The following is a 21,462-nucleotide window of genomic DNA, read 5'->3' as shown; positions in this document are numbered from 1 at the left end:
AACAGCACTCGAGTCGGCGAGGTGACGATGGCCCGGTGACGTATCGGGGGCCGTGGGCTTGTCGTCACTGGGCGTCGTCGGCACGGTCGGTCAGGCGCGTGACCTCGGATTCGATCTCGGTGATCGCCTCCCGAAGTTCCTCGTTCGCCCGGGCGATCTTGGCGACGTCCTCGGCGACCGTCTGGGCCTTGCTCATCGCGTCGTCGGTCACGCTGGCGACCTCTTCGGTGCTGGCGGCCTGATCGTCGGTCGCGATCGCCACCTCCTGGATCCCCGCGTTGGCGTCGGCGATCGTCCCCTCGATCCGCGAGAGGTTCTCGACGGTCTCCTCGACGCGCTCGACGCCCTCCGATATCTCCTCGTTGGCTTCCTCGAGGCTCTCAACGGTCTCGCGTGTGTCCTCCCGGATGTCGTCGACGAGGCGCTCGATCGTCGCGGCCTCCTCCTGGGACTCCTCGGCGAGTGATTTCACCTCGTCGGCGACGACCGCGAAGCCAGCCCCGGCTTCACCCGCCGTCGCGGCCTCGATCGAGGCGTTCAGCGCGAGCAGGTTCGTCTGGTCGGCGATGTCGTTGATCACGTCGACGACGTCTTCGATCTGCCCGACGCCCTCCCGGAGGTCCTCGACGTCCTCGGTGACGTCGTTGGCGGCCGCCTCGACGCTCTCCATCTTCTCGATCGCCGTCTCCGCCGTCTCCGTCGTCTCGTTGGCGATCGACTCGGCGCGTTCGCTCGTGTCGCTGACCGTCTCGGCGTTGGAAGCGATCTCCTCGACCGTCGCCGACAGGTTCGACACCTCCGATGCGACCTCCGTCATCGAGTCGGACTGCTCGCTCGCGAGCGCGCTGATCTCGCTCGAGCGCTCCTCAACGTCCAGCGAGCGGTCGCGAACCTCGCCGATGGAGTCGGTCACGTTCTCCGCGACTTCGGTCCGACGCTCGAGTTCGGCCTCGACGTCCGCGTAGGAGTGGATGTAGGTGTCCATCGCGATCTGCTGGTCGAGCGAGAGCAGTTTCAACACGGCGAGAACGTCAGCCATTCCCTCGTCGACGACCGCTCGAGCGTCCTCCAGCGAGACCATCTCCTCGCCCGCGGTTCCGGATTCAGCAGCAGCGTCTCCGACGTCCCCGTCGGCCGACTCCTGTCCGTGGTCGATCGCCCGCTCGGCCAGCTGGTCCATCGCGTCCTCACAGACCGCGTCAAGAATCCCCTCGTAGTAGAGCGTGTAGGCCCCGAGATAGAATTTCGGCCCTAGATCGAGCATGTCGTGGATCTTTCCGATGCGTGCTCGCTGGTCGAAGTACGACTGGCCGTACTCGCCGTTGCCGAGGTCGGTCAGGTACTGGTGCTGGGTCCGTTTGAGCTGGTTGACTTGCTTCGAGGAGGACTCGATGATCGCAGCCGATTCCGCCGTCGACTCGAGGTGATCGTAGAACTCGTCGACGAGGTCCTCGGCGATGTCGTCGAAGAGGGGCGACATCGACTCGAGTCGGGCTGCGTCTGACTCGTCGAACCGGGCGAACTCCTTTCGCCAGTCGATCTCTCGCCGATCGATGCCCAGTTCGTCGGTGAGCGTCTCGCCGTCTACCTGTTGTCGATTCGTATCAGTAATTTTGGCCGTCGGGGAACCGCGACTCATTGAGCAATTAATGCGGGGGTTTTTGTAAATATCTGCTGGCCCAGACCGAACACTATCGCACGTTCATCACGGTTCCGAACGGGAACCACCTAGCGACCCTACCTCGGCACGTCTCGGTCAATCCAAAATCAGTGCTCGCCACGCGGGTGGACGAACCCACGCCAGTGTCTCACACTACTGAACCGTTCTAGACGCGGACCGCTGTCGGATCGATCCAGAGGACGAACCGGTCGTCCCGGCGCACGATCCCTGCGATCTGGGACCCCTCGACGGACGTGTCGACGAGGTCGGTCTGCAGTTCGCGGACCTGGTGGACCTCGTCGGCGAGCCAGCCGATCCGCTCGCTCGAGTCGCGCCGGCGTTTGAAGACGACGATGCGGTCACCGAGTTCCTCCCGGTCGGTCTGATCGTCGAAGATCTTGCGGAGGTTGACGATCTTCGTCGTCTCTCCGCGGAGGTCCATCACGCCCTCGATGTGCGGTGGTGTGTTCGGGATCGGCGTCAGTTCGTCGGTGTTGACGATCTCTGCGATGTAGCCGATGTCGACGCAGTAGCGGTTGTCCCCGAGATCGAACTCGAGAACGTGCGTGCTGGCTGTCGCGGTCTGGTTCGGGTTCGTAGTTGCCATGGCGTGGGATATGTGTCTGGTCGGGGACCTATTCCGTGTTCTCGATGATCGAGTCGACGTCGAGCCACGTGACGAGTTCGGTCCGCCCGTCGGTCGTTTTCTTGACGATGCCGTTTACGAACTCGTGGGCGTGATCGCCGGCGGCGTCCATTACGCTGGCCGTCTCGTCGATCTGTGACTCCCGGTAGGTGACTGCCTGCAGGACGTCGGTGACGCGAATGCCGAGTTTCTGCTTGTCGTCGTCGCGCTCCAGGACGACGATGTAGTGATCGTCGGAGAGTTCGCTGCGGTCGACGTCGAGCATCGCCGTCGGATCGAGGACGGCGGTGATCTCACCGCGAAGGTCAGTGACGCCGTCGATCGCCTCGGGTCCACGTGGGAACCGCGTGATCCGCTTCATCTCGACGATGGCGCTGATCCGCTCGATTTCGATCGCGTAGCGATCGTCGTTCAGGTAGAACTCGAGCATCTGGATCGTGTCGTCCTCGTGGGTCGTGGCGACGAGGCTGTCGTCGCGGTCGAAGACGGACGCGCTTTGGCCGCTGGCCCCGCCACCGATGGCGTCCGTTTCGCCGGTGCCGACGTCGTCGACGAAGTCAGAAAGGACGTCCTCGCTGGCGATCGCGCCACCGAACGGCGAGTCGGAAGCGTCGGCCGTCTCGACCATCGGTTTCAGTCCGTCGCCGACGGACGTACTGGCACCCGGACTCGCCACTGCCGCCGTCTCGGCTGCCGCGGCGACTGTCGTCCCGGCTGACCCGGTGCCTGCCGACGCCTCGCTCCCCTCGGCCCCGTCGGCGTGGTCCACGTCGTGCTCAGTCGCGACTGAACCGTCCGAGTCTCCGCCGGAGTCGGCGTCCGCCGCAGCGTCGCTCGAGTACTCGAGTTCGACGTCGTCTTCGGGAACGGACGTCGACGAATCGTCGGTGTCCTCAGGTCTCGACGACTCGTCGTCGGTCCCGTCGCCACCGTCATCTGACTCGTCGCCAGCCACGTCCTCGCCGTTTCCGTCGGTCTTCACGGGCTCGTCGCCCGGCGACTCGGCCGTTTCCTCGTCGCCAGCGTCAGGTCCGTCCGTTCCGTCGTCGTCCCCGGAGGCTGCGTCGTCGTCACCGCGACCGCCCGTCCGCTTTCGCAGGTTCCGGATTCGGCGTGCGCGATCGTCGGTCACGCTGGCACCTCCGTGGCCTCGAAGACCGTCTCTTCGATCGTCGCGGCTATCTCGAGGAAGACCGACTGCATGTCGGTCTCCTCCTCGACGCCGAAGATCGACCGGCCGTCGGCGAACGCCCGCTGGAGCGCGACGCGCTTTCGAATGCGATACAGCGGGACGTCAGGCAGAGCCTCTTCGAACCAGTCGATCATGTGATCAGCTTCCTTGGTGTTCTCGACGCGGTTGGCGACGAGGACGCGGGGTTCGATCTGCACGTCGTGATCCATCTCGAGTGCGCCGACGTAGTCGAACAGGAGTTCGAGCGAGCGCTTGCTCGTCGGTTCGGCCAGCGCCGGAACGACCACGTTCTCGGTCGCGAGCAACGCGTTGTCGGTGACGAGCCCGAGGTAGGGCGGACAGTCGACCACGACGACGTCGTAGTCACCGTCTTCCTCCAGGCTCTCGAGCAGCGGCTCGAGTCTGGTCTCGCCGTCCGATTCGCCGCCCAGCGCTGACTCGGCGGCGTTCATGTCGATGTTACTCGGGACGACGTCCATCTCGGGGTGGTCGTAGACGAGTTCCGACGGGGAGACGGCCGACGGCTCTACGAGCGCGTCGAGAAGCGTCGGCGGTTCCGCGTCGTAGGCCTCGAGCAGGCCGAGCCCTTCCGTCGCGTTACCCTGTGGGTCAAGGTCGACGAAGAGCACGTCGTGACCGCGTTCGTTCAGGCCTCCGGCGAGGTTGATCGCCACGGTCGTCTTCCCGACGCCTCCCTTTTGATTCGTCACACAGAGCCGTGCAGATCCCGCCATCTGCGTGGATCGTTTCGATTCTGCCTACATAACTCACACGGCCAACAGACCCTCTCGGAACGTGACGTGAACGCGCCTGCGCGACGAGGGGGCCGTCGTACTGAGGGTACCTCGGGCAACCGGACCTCGAGTGCCACGGTGTTGGCCGCATTCTTTATGCAGGGATCATCACAATCCATCGCCATGGCAGTCAGCGAATCGGTCGTCGGCACCGTCCGCCGGACGGCGGACGTCGACGGCTCGAGGGCAGGGGTCGGTGTGCGTCGGCCGACGAGGAACCCGCGAAACGAAGCTGCGTCCTGATGGTTCGAGCAGTCATCGCGGACGACTCGGCGGTCATGCGCGAAACGCTCGGCAGGATCCTCGAAGACGGGGGTATCGAGGTCGTCGGCCGAGCGAAAGACGGTGTCGAGGCAGTCGAGGCGATCGACCGGCTCGAACCGGACGTCGCGACGATCGACATCCAGATGCCTCGCAAGACCGGTCACGAGGTCATCGAGGAGGTGATGGCAGAGAATCCAACGCCGATGCTCGTCATCAGCTCCCACACGACCCGGAACGCCGACGCGACCTTCGAGGCCCTCGAGAAGGGGGCCGTCGACTTCATCGCCAAGCCCTCCGGAGACAACTCCGTCGACATCTGGAGTCAACAGGACGAAATCGTCGAGCGCGTTTGCGCGGTCGCCGGGGCGGACGTCTCGAGAGAGGAATCCGAACCGACGGGGCGACGCACTCGCACCGCCCAGACGCCGACGATCGACGTCGACGACGAGTTCCCGAACGATCCGACGGTGATCATCGGCGCTTCGACCGGCGGCCCGCGGGTCGTCGAACGAGTCCTGGCGGAGCTCCCCAAACGAGCGGGGTTGCGAATTCTGGTGGTACAACACATGGCAGACCATTACACGGGACGATTTGCATCGCGTCTCAACGACCGTACAGATTACGAACTTCGAGAATCGTCGGGCCGTGAACGGATCGGTCCCGGTGAGGCCGTGCTCGCGAAAGGCGGCACCCACCTCGCGGTTACCGGTTTCCGGAACGGTTCGGTCGTCGTCGACCACGACGACGGCCCGAAGCGACACAACGTGAAACCCGCGATCGACGTCACGATGGAGACAGCGGCCGAACGCGTCGACGGTAACCTCCTCGGCGTCGTCATGACCGGCATGGGGGCCGACGGGGCCGACGGCCTCGCGGCGATCAAAGCAGCCGGTGGGAAGGCCATCGCGCAGGACGAAGCGACCTCGCGCGTCTACGGGATGCCGAAGGTCGCCGCCGAACAGGTCGACCTCGACATGGTCTTGCCCAAAGACCGACTCGCCGAAGGGATCACGAACGCGTTCCGGGGGTGGTCCGGATGAGCGATCCGACCAGCACCTTCGTCCAGGAGAGTCAGGAGGACATCCAGAGCCTAAACAACGCGCTACTGGAACTCGAGGACGCCGACGATCCCGAAAACTCCGAGGCGATCGAGACGGTGTTTCGGGTCGCCCACAACCTGAAGGGGAACTTCGGTGTCATGGGTTACACGGACGCGAGCAACATGGCCCACGCCGTCGAGGACCTCCTCGATTGCATCCGCGACGGGGAACTCTCGGTGACCGGCGAGCGGATGGACCTCATCTTTAGCGGCGTCGACCTGCTCGACCAGATGGTGAGAGAAATTTCCGACGACGGTGAAACCGAGACCGACCCGAGCGCGACGATCGAAGAGATCCGGTCGTCGATCGAGGCCGGCGAGGATGCAGCCGACGGCGATGCTGGCGACGCAGACGGGAGCCCAGCGGCCGAAACCGAGTCCGCTGGCCCCGACATTGCGCCCGCAGAACTCCTCGAGGACGCCACAGAGACGCTCGAGGTCGACGCCGACGACGTGGACGCGGAACTCGGAGACCGCGAGGTCGTCCAGGCCACGCTCGTGTTCGAAGCCTCCGGCTCGGAGCACGTCGACGCGATGTTCGTCCTCGATTCGACGACCGACGAGTACGATTTGCTTCGAACGGACCCGGATAACGAGGCGATCGAGGCCGGCGAGTTCGACGGGGCGTTCGACGTCTACGTCGTCACCGACGAGGGGGCAACCGCCGACGACGTCGCCGGTTTCTTCCGGGAAAACCGGTACCTGGAAGACGCGAGCGCCAGCCTCGTCACCGACGACGTCGTGGCCGCAGCAGCCGAAGACGAGGACGACGGGAGCGACGAGGACGCAACCAGCGACGACGGCGGCGGTTCCGACTCCGCGATGACCCGGGCGAGCCAGGAGGTCGAGTCGATCCGCGTCGACGTCGAGCAAGTCGACCAGCTGTACAATCAGGTCGAGGAGATGGTCACCAGCCGGATCAAACTCCGGAAGATCATCGAGGAAAACGACCTCGTCGAGGCCGAAGACGAACTCGAGGAACACGGCAAGATCACGGCCAGCCTGCAGGATACGGTGCTGGAGATCCGACTGGTGCCCCTGAAGAAGATCGTCGGAAACTTTCCGCGGGTCGTCAGGGACATCTCGCGCAAGCAGGGTAAGGAGATCGACTTCCGGATGGAGGGCGTCGACATCGAGATGGATCGCTCGATCCTGAACGAACTGGGCGATCCCCTGATGCACCTGATCCGGAACGCGGTCGACCACGGCATCGAGCCCCCGGAAGAACGCGAGGAGAAGGGCAAGCCCCGCGAGGGGACGATCAGGCTCATCGGCGAACGCGAACGCGACCGCGTGTCCGTGACCGTCCAGGACGACGGTCGCGGCCTCGACGTCGACGAGATCCGCCAGAAGGCGATCGATCAGGGCGTCATCACCGAGGAGGAAGGGCGCGTCCTCGACGATTCGGAGGTGTACGACCTGATCTTCCACCCCGGATTCTCGACGACCGAGGAAGTGACGGAGGTCAGCGGCCGCGGCGTCGGGATGGACGTCGTCAACCAGGTCGTCCGCGGCGTCGACGGCTCGATCAACGTCGAGAGCGAACCCAACGCGGGCACGAGCGTCACCCTGATGCTCCCGGTGAGCGTCGCCATCGTTCGCGTCCTGTTCGTCACCGCCGGCGACGAGAAGTACGGCGTCCCGATCAAGAACATCGACGAAATCTCCGAGCTCGAGGACGTCACCGTCGAGCGGGTCGAGGGCCGCCAGACGGTCACCCACGACGGCAAGGTCTACCCGATGCTCTCGCTGGCCGACCGTCTCGACGTGCCAGACACCGAGCCCGCAGCAGACGACATGGTCGTCCGGATCAAAGACGACGTCAGGCAGGTCTGTCTCCGGTGTACGGACGTCGTCGGTCAGGAAGAGGTCGTCATCAAGCCGTTCGAGGGCGTCCTCAGTGGCGCGCCGGGGATCAGCGGAGCCTCCGTCCTCGGCGAGGGTGAGGTCGTGATGATCCTCGACGTCGACACGCTCTAGGGCCGGGCGTTCGCGACTGGTATCGCAGACTCAGCAGTTCGCCTGAATCGCAGAATCGCCTGTTCGAACGTTCGACGGTGGCTTCTGGAATCGAACAGGATCTCTCGTCAGTGATCGGTACTTCTCGTCAGCGATCGGTACGCAGATCCCTCAAGCGGAGTCATGCGGTGATCAGTAGTACAGAAAGCCACTCTCCGACATTGCGCACCGTCTGATCCCGTCAGCTGTCGCTCGAGCCCTCGCTATCACGCCCGCCGTTTCGCGAGCGAGCGTCGGCGTTCGACCCGTTCGTCGCCCCCGGGTCGGACCCATCGCTCGCGTCCGGTCGTGCACCCGAACTCGAGCCGGTCGCTCCGTCGGAGTCTGGCGGTGACGCCCCGTCTACACCGTTGCGGGCGTCGGCAGCGTCCGGATCAGCGACGTCGTGACCGGACGCCGTGTCGTTCGAGGTCGACGTCCCGTCGGCGAGGTCATCGACCGGTCGGCCGAAGACAGACCGTTCGCTGTCGCCGAACGGGGATGCTCCGCTCTCGCGCTCGAGAAACGACGGTCGGCGAACGGCAGCGGTGCTGTCCGCCGGGAGGAAGTCGACGTCGAACCGGTCGAGTGCGTCGGGAATCGTTGTGTCCTGGAGTGGATCGGGTTCGTTCCACTCGGCCTCGGTCATCTCCTCCCACTCGAGCGGGTCGATGCCGCTTTTGGCCTCGACGAGTTGTTCCCAGATCGTCTCGTCGTCGTCGGTATCGGCGGCTGCGGCCTCGTCGCGGCCCTTGCGGAACGCGAGCAGAACGAAACTGCGGTCGTATGCCGACTCGACCTGTGTGAGCAGCGCCTCGAGTTCGTCGGGCTGGGGTTCGCCCAGTCGCGTCGCCACGCCGATGGCGTAGGCCCGGAAGACGACCTCGTCGCGGTCGTCGATGCGCTCCCAGTCGGTGCCGAAGGTAGCTTCGTACATCTCAGACCTGGACCTTGTCGTCCGGATCGACCCGGAGCCCCGTCTCGGTGAACTCGACCGGCCGGATGTCACAGTCGATCTGGGTCCCACGCATCTTGATGATCTGGACGCCGCGGGTCATCCCACCCGACTCGAGGTAGTTGTGCATGAAGATCACGCCGTGGGCGAGGTAGTGACCGTCCGTGTACGACGTGGGATCGGTCATCTCCGAGATCAGGAGAACGGTGGCGTTGGCACGTTTGAGCTTCGTGAGGAACTTCACGAGCGCGTTCAGGTCGTCGGAGAAGTAGTACTCGAGTAGCATCGTCGAGTCGATGACGAGGCGGTCGACCCCGCGTGATTCGACGAACGCGACGAGCTGGTTCGCGAGGTTGTCGACGTTCGAGAGGAACTCGCCGCTGCTCCGCGAGGACGAAGAGAGGAGTCGCTGGGCCTCGCTGTCGAAGACGTTCAGCACCTTGACGTGGCCCGATTCGACGGCCCTGTCGAAGCCGAACTCGTAGTTGCCCATGTCAGAGACGATTTCGTCTTCGGACTCGTGAAGGGTCAGAAAGAGCGTCGTCTCGCCGTCGATCGCCCCCTGCGTGACGAACTGGCTACAGAAGGTCGTCTTCCCGCTCCCGGGTGGGCCGCTGATGACGTAGAGGCGGTCTTTCAGGATTCCGCCGTCGACCAGCGCATCGAATCCCGGCACGCCCGTTGTAATTCGCATTAGCGACAACCATGAGTGTCCTAAAGTAAATATATTCACTATTGTAATCACACAGGCGAGTGGGGAAAATACGAACCCGGGTCGTCTCTGGACTCGAGAGAGCTCCTCGCGTGTCAGTTTCGCGACGTTCCGAAACGGCAAAGCGTGCGGCCCCCCTCACTCGAGCCATGAAGTTCGCGCCCGGCACCTGGAAGTACGCGCTCCTCCCACTGCTCGCGGCGCCGTTCGCGTTCATCTACAGCGTCGCCGTCGGCGTCGTCTCGGCCCTGCTCGGGCTGGGCGCGCTCGCGTTCTTTCGCGACCCGGAGCGCACGCCGCCGCCGACCGGCGTCGTCTCGCCCGCCGACGGAACCGTCTCCGTGCTCCGAACGGAGGGCGAACAGGTTCGACTCGGGGTGTTCATGAACGTCTGGCACGTCCACGTCGTCCGGGCTCCCTTCGACGCTCGCGTGCGCGACGTCGAACACGTCCCCGGTGCACACCGGCCCGCGTTCTCGAAGGACTCGGATCGTAACGAACGGGTTCACCTTCACCTCGAGACCGACGCCTTCGGCGGGAACGACGACGGTGACGGCGACGACGGGCCCGAAGACGCCCGTGTCACGCTCATCGCAGGTGCGTTCGCGCGTCGGATCTTCCCGTACGTCGAACCCGGCGACGAACTCGAGCGTGGCGATCGAATCGGTCACATCGCATTCGGCAGCCGGGTCGACGTGTGCTTCCCGGAATCGGTCGACCGCGGTGCCGTCACGGTCACCCCCGGCGACAGTGCGACCGCCGGCGAGTCGGTCGTCCTCGAGCAGCGACGCCGTCCGTTCGACGCCGACTCCGGTTCCGGTTTCTGACCCGATACAGACTCAGTCTTCGAACCGCTCGCGGGCCGCCTCGAGATGGCGGCGCTCGATTTCGACCTCGTCGGCTTTCTCGTTTGCGTCCTCGGGATCGTAGGCGGTCGCGACCTCCCGGATCGCCTTCATCGATGCATCCCTGACCAGTGCCTCGAGGTCTGCACCGGTGTAGCCCGTGAGGCCCTCGGCGAGTGACTCGACGTCGACGTCCTCCGAGAGGGGTTTGCCACGGGTGTGGACCTCGAGGATTTTCTCGCGGGCCTCCTGGTCGGGTTCGCCGACGTAGACGTGGGTGTCGAGGCGACCGGGGCGCAAGAGGGCGGGGTCGATCTGGTCTTTTCGATTGGTAGCGGCGAGCACGACGAGGTTCGGGTTTTCGCGCATCCCGTCGAGTTCGGTCAACAGCTGTGAGACGACGCGTTCGGTGACCTCGTGGCTCTCCCCGCGAGCGCTCGTGATCGCGTCGATCTCGTCGAAGAAGACGATCGACGGCGCAGACTGGCGGGCGCGTTCGAACACCTCGCGGATCGCCTTCTCGCTCTCGCCGACGTACCGGTCGACGATCTCCGGACCGTCGACCCGGACGAAGTTAACGTCCGTCTCTCCCGCGAGCGCACGCGCGAGAAGCGTCTTTCCGGTCCCGGGTGGCCCGTACAGCAGGACGCCCGACGGCGGCTGCGTGTTCGTCTCCTCGAAGAGCCGATCGTAGGTCAGGGGCCACTCTACGGATTCACGGAGCGTCCCCTTGGCGTCCTCGAGTCCACCGACGTCGGTGAAGTCGGTGGTCGGGGATTCGGCGACGTACTCGCGCATCGCGGAGGGCTCGACCGACGCGAGCGCCTCGTCGAAGTGACGTCTGTGGACGAGGGGATCGCTGTTCCACTCGGCGCGCTCGTCGGCCTCGGTCGGCCGGTCACGGATCGCGGCCATGGCAGCCTCGCTGGCGACCGCCTCGAGGTCGGCACCGACGAAGCCGTGGGTGCGCCGGGCGACGGTCTCGACGCTGACGTCGTCGGCAAGCGGCATGCCGCGGGTGTGGACCTGCAGGATCTCGCGGCGACCGTCTTCGTCGGGGACCCCGATCTGGATTTCGCGGTCGAATCGGCCGCCACGGCGGAGCGCGGGATCGATCGTGTCGACGCGGTTGGTCGCGCCGATGACGATCACCTCGCCGCGGGCGTCGAGACCGTCCATCAGGGTCAGGAGCTGACCGACGATGCGGTTCTCGGCGTCGCCGTCGTCGTCACGCTGGCCCGCGATGGAGTCGATCTCGTCGAAGAACACGATCGTCGGAGCGTTCTCCTCTGCACGGTCGAACACCTCCCGGAGGCGCTCTTCGGACTCACCTTTGTACTTCGACATGATCTCCGGCCCCGAGATCGTCTCGAAGTTGGCGTCGACCTCGTTCGCGACGGCGCGGGCGATCAGCGTCTTGCCGGTGCCCGGCGGACCGTACATCAACACGCCCGACGGCGGCTCGACGCCCAGTCGCTGGAAGAGCTCGGGCTCCGACAGCGGGAGTTCGATCATCTCTCGGACTAACTCGAGTTCCTCGTCCAGCCCGCCGATATCCTCGTAGGTGACGCCGGAACTCGGCTCGTGTTCGGCCGTCGTGGTCGTCGACGACGGCTCCGCCGTCGACTGGCCGGTGGCGTCGTCGCTCGAGCCACCCGACTCCCGTTCGACGACGCGAATCGTGGTCGCGGTCGTAATCCGGACGTCGCCGCCGGGTTCGGTGTCGACGACGCGGAACGGCTCGGTGCTGACGCCCTCGAGACGGATCTGCTCGCCGACCCTGACCGGACGATTTCGCAGTTTTTTCGTCGCCTCGCGGGTCCCCAGCCGTTCCTCGCCGTTGCCGATCGACGCCGGAGCGATGAGGGTGACACGCTCGGCGTCGCGGATCGTCGCGGTGTCTTTCGGTCGAACGGTGACGGGATCGCCGACGTGGACGCCCGCGTTCGCGCGCGTGTCGGCGTCGATCTGGATCGCGTTGTCGGGGATCGACGGATCGGCCGGCCACAGTTTGGCGACCGTCTGTTCGTCCCCCTCGATGACGACGGTGTCGCCGCTGAGGACGCCCAGTCGACGTCGAGCCTGCTCCGGAATTCGGGCGACGCCGCGGCCGGCGTCACGCTTCTCTGCGGCCTGGACGGAGAGGGTCACGCCGTCGGCGTCCGACTCGGTCATGCTCGTTGCTTTCGTGGCTGGCGTCTTGAGAATTGCCCCATCACGGCGGCCGAACTATGCGCTGTTCGTGTTAGCTCGAGGACTGCGACTGGTCGGCTGGTGGGTCGGCACGTGGCAGTCGAACCGTCACGATCGACCCGCGCGGGGCGTTGGCGTCGAACTCGAGCGAGCCACCGATCTTGGTGACGACCCAGTTGACCGTCCAGAGGCCCAGCCCGCTCGAGTGGTCGATCTGCGTGCGGTCGCGCTCCCCGGTGAGGACCTCGTACTCCGCGGGCGGGATGCCGGGTCCGTTGTCGGTCACGCGGATCGTTACGTGGTCGCCGGTGAGGCTCTCGACGGCGCTGATCTCGACCCACGGTTCGTCGGCGTCGTTGTGTTCGGCCCCGTTTTCGATGACGTGTACGAGGGCCTCCTCGACCGTTTCGGTGCCCCGAACCCACAGATCCTCGACGTCCGAACGGACGAACTCACAGTCCGGATAGCGAGCCTCGACGTCCGTGAGAGCATCCGTGAGGAGCCGATCGACGGCGATCGGGTGTCGATCGGCCTGACCTGCGACGACCTTTTCGATTCCGCGGATGCGGTCGGTCATCGCGAGCAAGTCGTCTGCCGCCTCTTCGATCTCGGTTGCCCCCGTGCGTCGCTCCTCCGGACCGACCACGGTTTCGTCGCCGAGGGTCGAGGCGTAGCCTTTGACGATGTTCATCTGGGTCCGAATGTCGTGTCGGAGCACCCGCGAGAGGACCTGCAGCCGTTCCTGACGTTGCTTCTGGTCGGTCACGTCGATGTAGAAGGCGTACTCGAGGTCGTCGAGTCCGGCGCGATCGATTGGCGCCGAGACGCGAACGAACTCCCGTCGGCCGAACATCGTCTCGAGAGCGACCTCGGCTTCGTCGATATTTCGATCGGGATCGGTCGCGACCTCGGAGAGGAGTGACTGGCCCTCGATCGGCCGGGGCTCTTCGCCCGGCGGTCGAAGGACCGATTCGAAGGATTCATCTTCGAACTCCTCGGCCGTGTATCCGAACAGTTCTTCGAACGCGTCGTTGACCGCTTCGACTCGTTCCTGATCCTCGACGAACCGGACGATGACGACGGGCGTTGGAACGTTCTCGAACAGCGCCGCGAACCGGTCCCGCTCGGTCTCGACGGCGTCGATTTGAGACTGCATGTACGTGTCGACTGCGACCTGAATGTCGAGGTTGAGAATCTTCAGGATCGAGTGGAGGTCGTCGAGACCGTCTTCGACCTCGGCGTGGAGTCGACGGGCCAACTGGTCGGTGTCCACGGCCGCCGATTCCCCGTCTATCCCCGATCGCTCGAGTTCGTCCTCGACGGTGGCCCCGATCCGATCGTGAAGTCGATCGGAGACCAGCGAGAACAGCAGGCCGTAGTAGACGTTGTACTGGCCGAGGTAGTGTTTCATCGGCATTCCGAGCAGATCGTGGAGCTTGCCGATCCGGGCGCGGTTGCGAAAATACCTCTCGTCGTAGGTCCCCGAGGCGAGCGTCGTCAGGTACGCCCGCTGGGTGTACTTGAGTTGTTCGACGGACTTCGGTGACCGGTCGAAGATTTCGCCCGTCTCCGAAAATTCCACCAGATGATTGTAGAAGCTGTCGGCGATCACGTCCGCGTTCTCCTCGAAGAGATCCTCGTACTGCTCGAGGCGCTCGCGGTCGTCCTCGCCGAAGTCGATGAAGTCCTTGCGCCAGGCGATCTCTGCCGCGTCGAGACCGATCCGGTCGGTCAACTGATCGGCGTCGACGCGTTCGTTGAGTGCCCCCTGACCGAAGTGACCCCGGTAGTCAGTCATCGGATACCTCCACGTCGAAATCGCCTGTCCTCACGGGCCCCAACCCATTTCGCATACGAGGGACATTCGAAACCAGTCGGTTAAGCGTACTGCCCACCTGCTGGACGATTGATGCCCTCGAGGCTCGAGCGCTAGAGCGCGTTCTCGAGCAAGCGGTCGATGCCGCGACGAATCCGCTCGGATGCCGACGGGCCCGAGATACCCAGTTCTCGTCCGACCTCCTCGGTCGAGACCTGCCGAGGGACGGTGAAGTAGCCGGCATCACGAGCGGCGACGAGGGCCTCGTACTGCTCGTTCGTGAGGCCGAACGGTGGGTCGTCGGCACTCGATTCCCGCGTGAGTTGCTCGAGGGTGAATCGTGCACCGCGGTCGAGACAGAACTGGCGGTACTGGGCCAGCGCCTCGCGGTCGGGGAACCGGGCCCGTCCCCACCAGCCGTCGACGGTGACGATACCGCCAAGCGGCGTCGTGCCGAGTTCGACGTACTTCCGATAGATGGGGACGGGTGGATCACGTAGTTCGATTCGGTAGAGCGCCCCGGCATCGGTTTCGCCGACCGAGTCGGCGGTAGCCACCGTCGGATCGTCCGCGAGGGCCGCGGCAAATTTCCCCACCTCGCCAGCGCCATCGCTCTCACGCTCGTCGACGACCCGACAGACCATCACCGGCCGCTCGGGATCGGCGACGAGGATGCGCTGAATGTAGACGGTGACCGACGGAACGGTCGAAACGGCGCTGGTCAACGGGAGGTCGGCCGACGAGAGGCGAAACTCCGCGATGAGTCCCATAGGTCGCGTTCGATACCCCGATATAAAGACCCTACTCCATGAGATACACATTCATGTAAGTTCACCCGATACGTCGGGTACAGATGGCATCCGACAGTCAGTCGCTCCCCGAGATGCAACTCGAGACCGGCGTTCGGTCGCACAACTACTACCGGAACGCAGTCGAGAAACACTGGGACCCACACGAGATCGACCTCGAGGCGGACCGGGAAGGCGTCGCCGAGCTTCCGGATCCGGCGTTCGAGGGACTGAAACAGTCGCTCGCGCTATTCGGTGCCGGCGAGGAGTCAGTGACGGAGGATCTGGCACCGCTGGCGGTCGTCCTCGAGGGCGTCGAAGACCAGCTGTTCATCACCACGCAGCTGTACGAGGAGGCAAAGCACACGGACTTCTTCGACCGCTACTGGCGCGAGGTCGTCCACCCCGAAGAGGAACGCCGGGGGCAAGACCCGTCCTCGCCCACCGACGAGAAGTGGTTCAACGACCCCTACGACGAACTGTTCGAGCGCAACGAGCGGGCGATGGCACGGCTGCTAGAGGAGGATACGCCCGAAAACCGCGCGAAAGCACACTGTCACTACCACCTCACGATCGAGGGAATTCTGGCCCAGACGGGGTACTACGGACTCACTCTCGCCTACGGCGAGCAGGAACCCGACCTGCCGGACCTGCCGGGGCTCGTCGAGGGACTCAAACTCGTTCGCAGCGACGAAGGCCGCCACGTCGGCTTCGGCATGGCGAAGCTCCGGGGGCTCGTGATGGACGGCGAGGTCGGCGCTGACTTGCTCCGCGAGACCGTCGACGAACTGGTTCCGCTGGTCCAGGAGAGCCTGACCGGTGACGGCGGTGCGAGTTCTGAGTCGGGGCCCGGACCGAGTCCGAGCGACCTCGCCGAGTACGCGCTCACCAAGCACCAGCAGCGGATGCAACAGATTACCACCGCGAGCGAACAGATCCCGGACGTCGACGAACTGACGAATCTCGAGGCCTGATCGGCAGGTTCTGTGTCCCCTGACGGCGACCCCTGCCCCTCTTTTTGGCCCTGCTTCCGGTCCTGCCCATGCCCATGTTCCGTCCCCGTCCCGTCATCGATTAACTCGACTGCGACGACCACACTCGAGGAGCTGCGTACTCACTCGAGTCGGTTCCGATGGGTGGCCGCGAGTTCTCGGGCTCGCTCGAGGGTGTGGGTCTCCGCGTACCTGACGCGGTCGCCGTCGCCGTAGGCGAGCGCGGTCTTCAGTTCGTCCCGTAGGACGCCGTGGTCGACCGCGAGGACGGTTCCGTCGTCGTCCCCGAGTTCGTAGACGCCCGGGCGGTCAGGTGCACCGCCGACCGTTTCACGATCGAGGTCGCGCCATGGCTTCTGCAGCGGCATCCCGGTCAGACCTCCTGATGGGTGTCCTGTCCGTCTTCTCCCTCCCGAGAATCGCCACTCGAGCCGTCGTAGTCCGGACCGACCAGTTCGTAGGCGTGCTCGCTCAATTCGTCTTCCGCGAAGACGAACACCCGGCCGTCGACCACCTCGAGGTCGGCCTCGACGCGCACCGAGTAGGCCTCGGTGGCGACGGTGACACCGGGAAACAGTTCCTCCTCGTCCGTCGCCTCGAGCATCACGCGGCCGACGCCGGTCTTCTCCAGGATGCCGTCGTGGGTGTCCCGGTCGTTGACGTAGGTCATGACACCCTCGATGCCGTCGGGGTCGGTGACGAGGACGTGGACGTTCTTTCCCGGTGGCGTCGTGATCGACTCCGTGACGGGTTTCGGCGGGCCGTGATAGAAGACCTCGCGTCCGTCCAGGTACTGGACGACCACCCCACCCTCGACGAAGTCGACGCCGATCGTGCTCGGCGCGACGTTGCTCCGCGTACTCATACCCACTCGTTCGGGTGGATCGGGGAAAAGCGGTGTGTTCTGGCGTTCGGTCCGCGTCAGGTCTGAGGGTGCTGCAAAGCCCACCGGCAAATCAGGAACACCCTGCCTCGAGGAACCAGCAGGTATTGCCCCCAGTGAGTCGGCAGGAATAGTTCACGGTCCGACGGACGGTCAGTATACAACTTGTTTGGTGGCCATCCACGGCTATCCGCCCAGATGTGACTGACGAAGACGAGTACTTTTCGTGGCTGATATCCATGCGCTTACGAGAGGGACACCACCCCATGGAAAACGACGGTATGCAGTTCGATTGCGTGCAGCAGTCGATCCCCTACGCTGGAGATGCTTTCGACGTTCGACGAGACGTGTACCGAACCGACGACACGGATTTCTCGGTCGAATATCTCGATACTGCGGATGCCGTCACCGTGCTGGCGTTCACGACTGACGGCGAGGTCCTCGTTCTCGAGGAGTGGCGATACAGCGTCGGGCGAACCGACTGTGGGCTCCCGGGAGGCCAACTCGAGCCGGGAGACGACGGCCCTGCCGACGCAGCCCGTCGGGAACTTCGTGAAGAGACCGGCTACGAAGCCGGGAGTCTCGAATCGCTCGGTGCGTTCGAGCCGTTGAACAGCCTCCTCACCACACGCATCTACTATTTCGCCGCCCACGACTGTCAGCAGACCGACGAGCCCGATCCGGACGTAGACGAACAGATTCGCGTCGACACGCGATCGCTCGCGGCCCTCCGGGACGCAGTCTGCGACGGCGCGATCACCGACACCCGGACGGCGTTTGCTGTCCTGTACGCGTCCTCGTTCCTGTAGTCCGACACCAGCGAGACGTCGTCGAAGGGGGCCGACCTATGGTCCAGCGCCGAACTTCACGACGCGCCGGATGCCGACACCCGACTCGAACCCGGAAAACGCGGCGTCGAGATCCGAGAGTTCGTGTCGATGGGTGAGAAGGCGCTCTAACCCGAGGTCGCCGTTCCGGTACATCGTCGCGTATCGCGGGATGTCGACGTGTGGCCGGGTGAACCCGACGATATTCCCGACGACCGAGATTCCACGTGTGAAGAGGCCGAGGTCGATCTCGGCAGGATCCGTGTCGCTCGTTCCGGTGATAACGGCGGTTCCGCCGGGCGCGAGTGTCTCGACAGCCTGTCGGACAGTCTCGGGGGCACCGAGGCACTCGATGGCGTGGTCGACGTCGCCGACGCGGTCGTGAATCGCCTCGACCGGATCCGTCGACGCGGCGTCGACGGTGTGTGTCGCCCCGATCTCGGCCATTGCCTCGAGGGTATCCTCGTCCACGTCGACGGCGACGATCGTCCCGGCGCTGACGGCGGCGGCCGCGAGGATCGCGCCGGCACCGACACCACCGCAACCGAAGACAGCCACCGAGTCGCCGCTGTCGACGTCTGCGACGTTCAACACGCCGCCGAGCCCGGTCGTGACCCCACAGCCCAGCAGCGCCGCGACTTCGTGTGGAACGTCCTCGTCGATCGGGACGACCTGTCGTTCGGGGACGACGGCCATACTGGCGAACGACGACTGGGCGTAGAAATGGTTGATCGGCCCATCGTCGGCACGAAGTCGTCGCGTTCCGTCCATCAACCCGCCGTCGAGATCACGGCGAACCTGACAGAGATACGGCTTCCCGTCTCGACAGTGGGTACACTCGCCACAGGACGGAAGCACCCAGAGAACGACGCGGTCCCCGGGGGACACCGTCGAGACCCCCTCACCGACGGCTTCTACGACCCCCGCGCCTTCGTGACCGAGAACGATCGGAGTTGCCAGGTCCGCACTCGTATACGCGTGATAATCGGTATGACAGACTCCCGTCGCACGGACGTCGACCAGTACTTCACCCCGTCGTGGGCCCTCGAGGTCGACGGTCTCGACCGAGACCGCGTTCGGCTCACGCACGACTGCAGCCGAGATCTCACGCATTCGAGATCACCTGATTCCCGACAGCAGGGATCCGACGGCCGACTACCGCTGGTTCATCTCGACACATACGACCCCAATCGGGCCACTGTCGTAATATAATTTTGGTGTATTGGAATACGATCTATCCCTATATTCAATTATTGGATTACAGATATGCCTCAAATGCGCCATATTTAAGTCACCGCCAACTGAACGGTGGGTATACGCATGGCAATCGATGACACCGGTGACTGGACGGAACGAACGCTGGCCGACGCTCGTGACGCCCTCGACGAGGGGCTCTTCCCGCTCGAGTTCTTTCACGACGAACAACTCCACCAACTGGAGATGGAACGGATCTTCGGGACGGCGTGGGTGTTCATCGGCCACGAATCGGAGATCCCCGAGCCGGGTGATTACGCCCGGCGGTACATCGGCGACGACACGTTCATCTTCGTCCGCGACGAGAGCGGCGAGGTAAACCTCCTCTTCGACAGTTGTCGCCACCGTGGCGCGAGGGTTTGTCGAGCGGAGCAGGGCAACACGACTCACTTTCGCTGTCCGTACCACGGCTGGACGTACAAGAACGACGGCGAGGCAGCCGGTATCCCGCAGAAATCGAAGGCTTTCAAGAATCTCGATCGGGAGGAACATGGGCTTGCGCACGTTCCGCGGCTGGAGACCTACGAGGGACTCGTGTTCGCCTCGATCAGCGACGAGGGGCCGTCGCTCGAGGAGTGGCTCGGGGACTTCAAGTGGTACTTCGACATCCACATGAAACTCCCGGACGGCGGCATGGAGGTCATCGGGGAGCCACACCGCTGGGTCATCGACGCCAACTGGAAGACGATTGCCGACAACTTCAACGGAGATAGTTACCACACCGCGTGGGCCCACGGCTCCGTGCTTGACCTGGAACTCGGTGGAGAGGAGACGGTTGGCCACGCCGGAACTGGCGACAGTATGGACCGACACATCCACTGTGACGGCCACACGACGAGTATGCGGGGTTTCGAGGACGAGGACGTCTTCATGACCTACCCCGAGGAGGTCGTCGAGGATGTCTTTTCGAGAGACGGATTGTCCGAGGACCAGTGGCAGGTCGCGCGACAGGCGCTTTCGTTCACCGGTGCCATCTTCCCCAACTTCGGGTTCCTTCACTTCGGCGACACCACGGACGACCCGGACAAGGACGTTGCGCCGTTTTTCACCATCCGCAAGTGGCGACCACTCGCGCCGGACAAGATGGAACTCTGGAGTTGGGGACTCGCACCCAAGAACGCGCCCGAGGAGTTCAAACAGCGGATGTACAAGATGTACACAGCGAACTTCGGACCGACAGGGAACTTCGAGCAAGACGACGTCCCGATCTGGAAGGGAATCACCGACGGTGCGAAGGGACAGTTCGCAAAAACGAGTGACTTCCAGCTCAACTACCAGATGGGACTCGACTGGATGAGCGAAATGGACATCGACGAGAACTGGCCCGGACCGGGCTTCGCGTACTCGGAAAACCTCGAGGAAGGTGGCATGCGACTGTTCCACGAACAGTGGTACGAACTGCTGGCCGAGAATCCGCGCGAGAACGCGCTTGGGTCCCCGATCAACATTCAGGAGAGTGAGGACAAATGAGCCGACAGGACTCCGAGCCTGACCAGCTACCGAACCAGGATCGAGACGCCGAACTCGAGGCCCTGCTCGTCGAACGCGAGGTCCGTCAGTTCCTCTACTACGAGGCCAAACTGCTCGATAACCGAAAGCTGCACGAGTGGCTCGATCACATCGCTGAGGACATCAGTTACCGGATGCCTCGACGACTGATGCGGGAGAATACGGCCGATACGTACAGCGAGGAGAGTTATTACTTCGACGAGGATTACGGCTCGCTGACGACTCGGGTCAAGCGGTTCGACTCGGAGTACGCGTGGTCGGAACGACCCCCGACGCGGACTGGACGATACGTCTCGAACGTGGTCGTCCACGAGGATCGGGGTGACGAACTCGACGTCGAGAGCTGTCTGCTCGTGTACCTGAGCCGCGGAGATAGCGCCGACGCCACGTTCTACTCGGGGCGGCGTTACGATACGCTCCGACGGCGTGAGGACGGCTCCTTCGAGATCACCGATCGGGAGATCAGACTGAACCAGACAATCCTGAGCACCGACAACGTCTCGATCTTTTTATGACAGGTGACAGCTCGACGGACCACTACATCGACATCGCCGAGGAGACCACCGTAGACGATGAACAGCTGACCGTCACCGTCCGACGGATTCTGACACCCAAAGGCGAACGGATAGAAGTCAGGTCGCCTGACGACTCGATCCGGATCGACGCGCTGGGCCTCGAGAGCCTCTCGTGGCAGGACCAGGAGATCATCGAGGCGTTCGTCGACGACGCCGAGGTCGCCGGTCGCGTGGAGCCGGCCGACGACGACGGCGAGGTGAGCTGTGAATTTGCAATCAGCAACGAGTACGCCGACGTGCTCGTCCGAAAGCTCGAAACGGCTGCCGGTGAGCAACTCGTCGTCGAGGCACCGAAAAAACAGTTCAGCCTCCGTCTCACGCCCGTGGGACTCGCGGGACTTGCCGCACAGGAGACCAGCATTTTCTCCGAGTTCCTCGAGACCCCCCATGGACCCGGCGGACACGCACACTGAGGATAGCGGCCAGAGTCTGTGACAGGACCTTCACGACTATTCGACCA

20 protein-coding genes are annotated in these 21,462 nt (G+C 64.2%); 8 read left to right on the top strand and 12 right to left on the bottom strand.

Features of this window, described 5'->3' with window-relative positions; genetic code table 11:
• Positions 1 to 64 precede the first annotated feature (64 nt).
• The 4 genes from B1756_RS02700 to B1756_RS02685 all read right to left on the bottom strand — a co-directional run bounded on the left by B1756_RS02700 (position 65) and on the right by B1756_RS02685 (position 4,232).
• The gene (locus B1756_RS02700; protein ID WP_086887160.1) at positions 65 to 1,639 is read right to left on the bottom strand and encodes a globin-coupled sensor protein; all 1,575 of its coding nucleotides are present in this window, start codon (positions 1,637 to 1,639) and stop codon (positions 65 to 67) included.
• Between the two features lie 187 nt (positions 1,640 to 1,826).
• On the bottom strand, positions 1,827 to 2,267 hold the full coding sequence (locus B1756_RS02695; protein ID WP_086887159.1) for a chemotaxis protein CheW: 441 nt from the start codon (positions 2,265 to 2,267) through the stop codon (positions 1,827 to 1,829).
• A gap of 28 nt (positions 2,268 to 2,295) precedes the next feature.
• The gene (locus B1756_RS02690) at positions 2,296 to 3,438 is read right to left on the bottom strand and encodes a chemotaxis protein CheW (RefSeq protein WP_086887158.1); all 1,143 of its coding nucleotides are present in this window, start codon (positions 3,436 to 3,438) and stop codon (positions 2,296 to 2,298) included.
• Positions 3,435 to 4,232, bottom strand: a complete 798-nt coding sequence (locus tag B1756_RS02685) for a ParA family protein (protein WP_086887157.1) — start codon at positions 4,230 to 4,232, stop codon at positions 3,435 to 3,437. Before B1756_RS02685 ends, B1756_RS02690 begins: the two co-directional genes overlap by 4 nt.
• A gap of 302 nt (positions 4,233 to 4,534) precedes the next feature.
• On the opposite strand from B1756_RS02685, the gene cheB reads away from it, so the two are divergent.
• Together cheB and cheA are read left to right on the top strand one after the other, a co-directional pair.
• Positions 4,535 to 5,596 (top strand): chemotaxis-specific protein-glutamate methyltransferase CheB, encoded by a 1,062-nt coding sequence (cheB, locus tag B1756_RS02680; protein WP_086887156.1) that lies wholly within the window; start codon positions 4,535 to 4,537, stop codon positions 5,594 to 5,596.
• Complete coding sequence (gene cheA / locus B1756_RS02675; protein ID WP_086887155.1) at positions 5,584 to 7,635, top strand: chemotaxis protein CheA; 2,052 nt, start codon at positions 5,584 to 5,586, stop codon at positions 7,633 to 7,635. Before cheB ends, cheA begins: the two co-directional genes overlap by 13 nt.
• Before the next feature lie 220 nt (positions 7,636 to 7,855).
• Here cheA and B1756_RS02670 read toward each other — a convergent pair whose 3' ends face one another.
• Together B1756_RS02670 and B1756_RS02665 are read right to left on the bottom strand one after the other, a co-directional pair.
• Positions 7,856 to 8,590 carry a DUF8057 family protein gene (locus tag B1756_RS02670; RefSeq protein ID WP_086887154.1) on the bottom strand — a complete coding sequence of 245 codons (735 nt, stop codon included), beginning with the start codon at positions 8,588 to 8,590 and terminating at the stop codon, positions 7,856 to 7,858.
• Position 8,591: 1 nt separating this feature from the next.
• Positions 8,592 to 9,302, bottom strand: a complete 711-nt coding sequence (locus tag B1756_RS02665) for an RAD55 family ATPase (RefSeq protein WP_086887153.1) — start codon at positions 9,300 to 9,302, stop codon at positions 8,592 to 8,594.
• 167 nt (positions 9,303 to 9,469) lie between these two features.
• On the opposite strand from B1756_RS02665, the gene B1756_RS02660 reads away from it, so the two are divergent.
• Complete coding sequence (locus tag B1756_RS02660; RefSeq protein WP_086887152.1) at positions 9,470 to 10,147, top strand: protein sorting system archaetidylserine decarboxylase; 678 nt, start codon at positions 9,470 to 9,472, stop codon at positions 10,145 to 10,147.
• A gap of 12 nt (positions 10,148 to 10,159) precedes the next feature.
• Here B1756_RS02660 and B1756_RS02655 read toward each other — a convergent pair whose 3' ends face one another.
• The 3 genes from B1756_RS02655 to B1756_RS02645 all read right to left on the bottom strand — a co-directional run bounded on the left by B1756_RS02655 (position 10,160) and on the right by B1756_RS02645 (position 14,944).
• Positions 10,160 to 12,340: a CDC48 family AAA ATPase gene (locus B1756_RS02655; RefSeq protein ID WP_086887151.1), complete on the bottom strand. Its 2,181-nt coding sequence runs from the start codon at positions 12,338 to 12,340 to the stop codon at positions 10,160 to 10,162.
• 70 nt (positions 12,341 to 12,410) lie between these two features.
• Complete coding sequence (locus B1756_RS02650) at positions 12,411 to 14,156, bottom strand: protoglobin domain-containing protein (RefSeq protein ID WP_086887150.1); 1,746 nt, start codon at positions 14,154 to 14,156, stop codon at positions 12,411 to 12,413.
• Between the two features lie 131 nt (positions 14,157 to 14,287).
• On the bottom strand, positions 14,288 to 14,944 hold the full coding sequence (locus tag B1756_RS02645; protein WP_086887149.1) for a helix-turn-helix domain-containing protein: 657 nt from the start codon (positions 14,942 to 14,944) through the stop codon (positions 14,288 to 14,290).
• 83 nt (positions 14,945 to 15,027) lie between these two features.
• Between B1756_RS02645 and B1756_RS02640 the strand changes: the two genes are divergently transcribed.
• Positions 15,028 to 15,936: a ribonucleotide-diphosphate reductase subunit beta gene (locus tag B1756_RS02640; protein WP_086887148.1), complete on the top strand. Its 909-nt coding sequence runs from the start codon at positions 15,028 to 15,030 to the stop codon at positions 15,934 to 15,936.
• 140 nt (positions 15,937 to 16,076) lie between these two features.
• Here B1756_RS02640 and B1756_RS02635 read toward each other — a convergent pair whose 3' ends face one another.
• Together B1756_RS02635 and B1756_RS02630 are read right to left on the bottom strand one after the other, a co-directional pair.
• Positions 16,077 to 16,322 carry a DUF7508 domain-containing protein gene (locus tag B1756_RS02635; protein ID WP_086887147.1) on the bottom strand — a complete coding sequence of 82 codons (246 nt, stop codon included), beginning with the start codon at positions 16,320 to 16,322 and terminating at the stop codon, positions 16,077 to 16,079.
• Between the two features lie 5 nt (positions 16,323 to 16,327).
• Positions 16,328 to 16,819 carry a DUF5796 family protein gene (locus B1756_RS02630; protein ID WP_086887146.1) on the bottom strand — a complete coding sequence of 164 codons (492 nt, stop codon included), beginning with the start codon at positions 16,817 to 16,819 and terminating at the stop codon, positions 16,328 to 16,330.
• A gap of 284 nt (positions 16,820 to 17,103) precedes the next feature.
• Between B1756_RS02630 and B1756_RS02625 the strand changes: the two genes are divergently transcribed.
• Positions 17,104 to 17,646, top strand: a complete 543-nt coding sequence (locus B1756_RS02625; protein WP_161493137.1) for an NUDIX hydrolase — start codon at positions 17,104 to 17,106, stop codon at positions 17,644 to 17,646.
• Between the two features lie 36 nt (positions 17,647 to 17,682).
• Here B1756_RS02625 and B1756_RS02620 read toward each other — a convergent pair whose 3' ends face one another.
• The gene (locus B1756_RS02620) at positions 17,683 to 18,777 is read right to left on the bottom strand and encodes an alcohol dehydrogenase catalytic domain-containing protein (protein ID WP_086887144.1); all 1,095 of its coding nucleotides are present in this window, start codon (positions 18,775 to 18,777) and stop codon (positions 17,683 to 17,685) included.
• Positions 18,778 to 18,984: 207 nt separating this feature from the next.
• On the opposite strand from B1756_RS02620, the gene B1756_RS02615 reads away from it, so the two are divergent.
• From B1756_RS02615 to B1756_RS02605, 3 genes are read left to right on the top strand one after another with little or no spacing between them, the layout of a single operon-like run.
• On the top strand, positions 18,985 to 20,388 hold the full coding sequence (locus B1756_RS02615; RefSeq protein ID WP_086887143.1) for an aromatic ring-hydroxylating oxygenase subunit alpha: 1,404 nt from the start codon (positions 18,985 to 18,987) through the stop codon (positions 20,386 to 20,388).
• Entirely contained in the window at positions 20,385 to 20,942 is a 558-nt protein-coding gene (locus tag B1756_RS02610; RefSeq protein WP_086887142.1) for an aromatic-ring-hydroxylating dioxygenase subunit beta, read from the top strand. The genes B1756_RS02615 and B1756_RS02610 overlap by 4 nt, the downstream gene beginning before the upstream one ends.
• Positions 20,939 to 21,415, top strand: coding sequence for a hypothetical protein (locus B1756_RS02605; protein WP_086887141.1), 477 nt, complete (start codon positions 20,939 to 20,941; stop codon positions 21,413 to 21,415). Before B1756_RS02610 ends, B1756_RS02605 begins: the two co-directional genes overlap by 4 nt.
• Positions 21,416 to 21,462 lie beyond the last annotated feature (47 nt).

Source organism: Natrarchaeobaculum aegyptiacum (genome assembly GCF_002156705.1).
GTDB classification, from domain to species: domain Archaea; phylum Halobacteriota; class Halobacteria; order Halobacteriales; family Natrialbaceae; genus Natrarchaeobaculum; species Natrarchaeobaculum aegyptiacum.
Note: the sequence above shows the minus strand (reverse complement) of the source record. Positions and strands in the feature narration are given on the sequence as shown.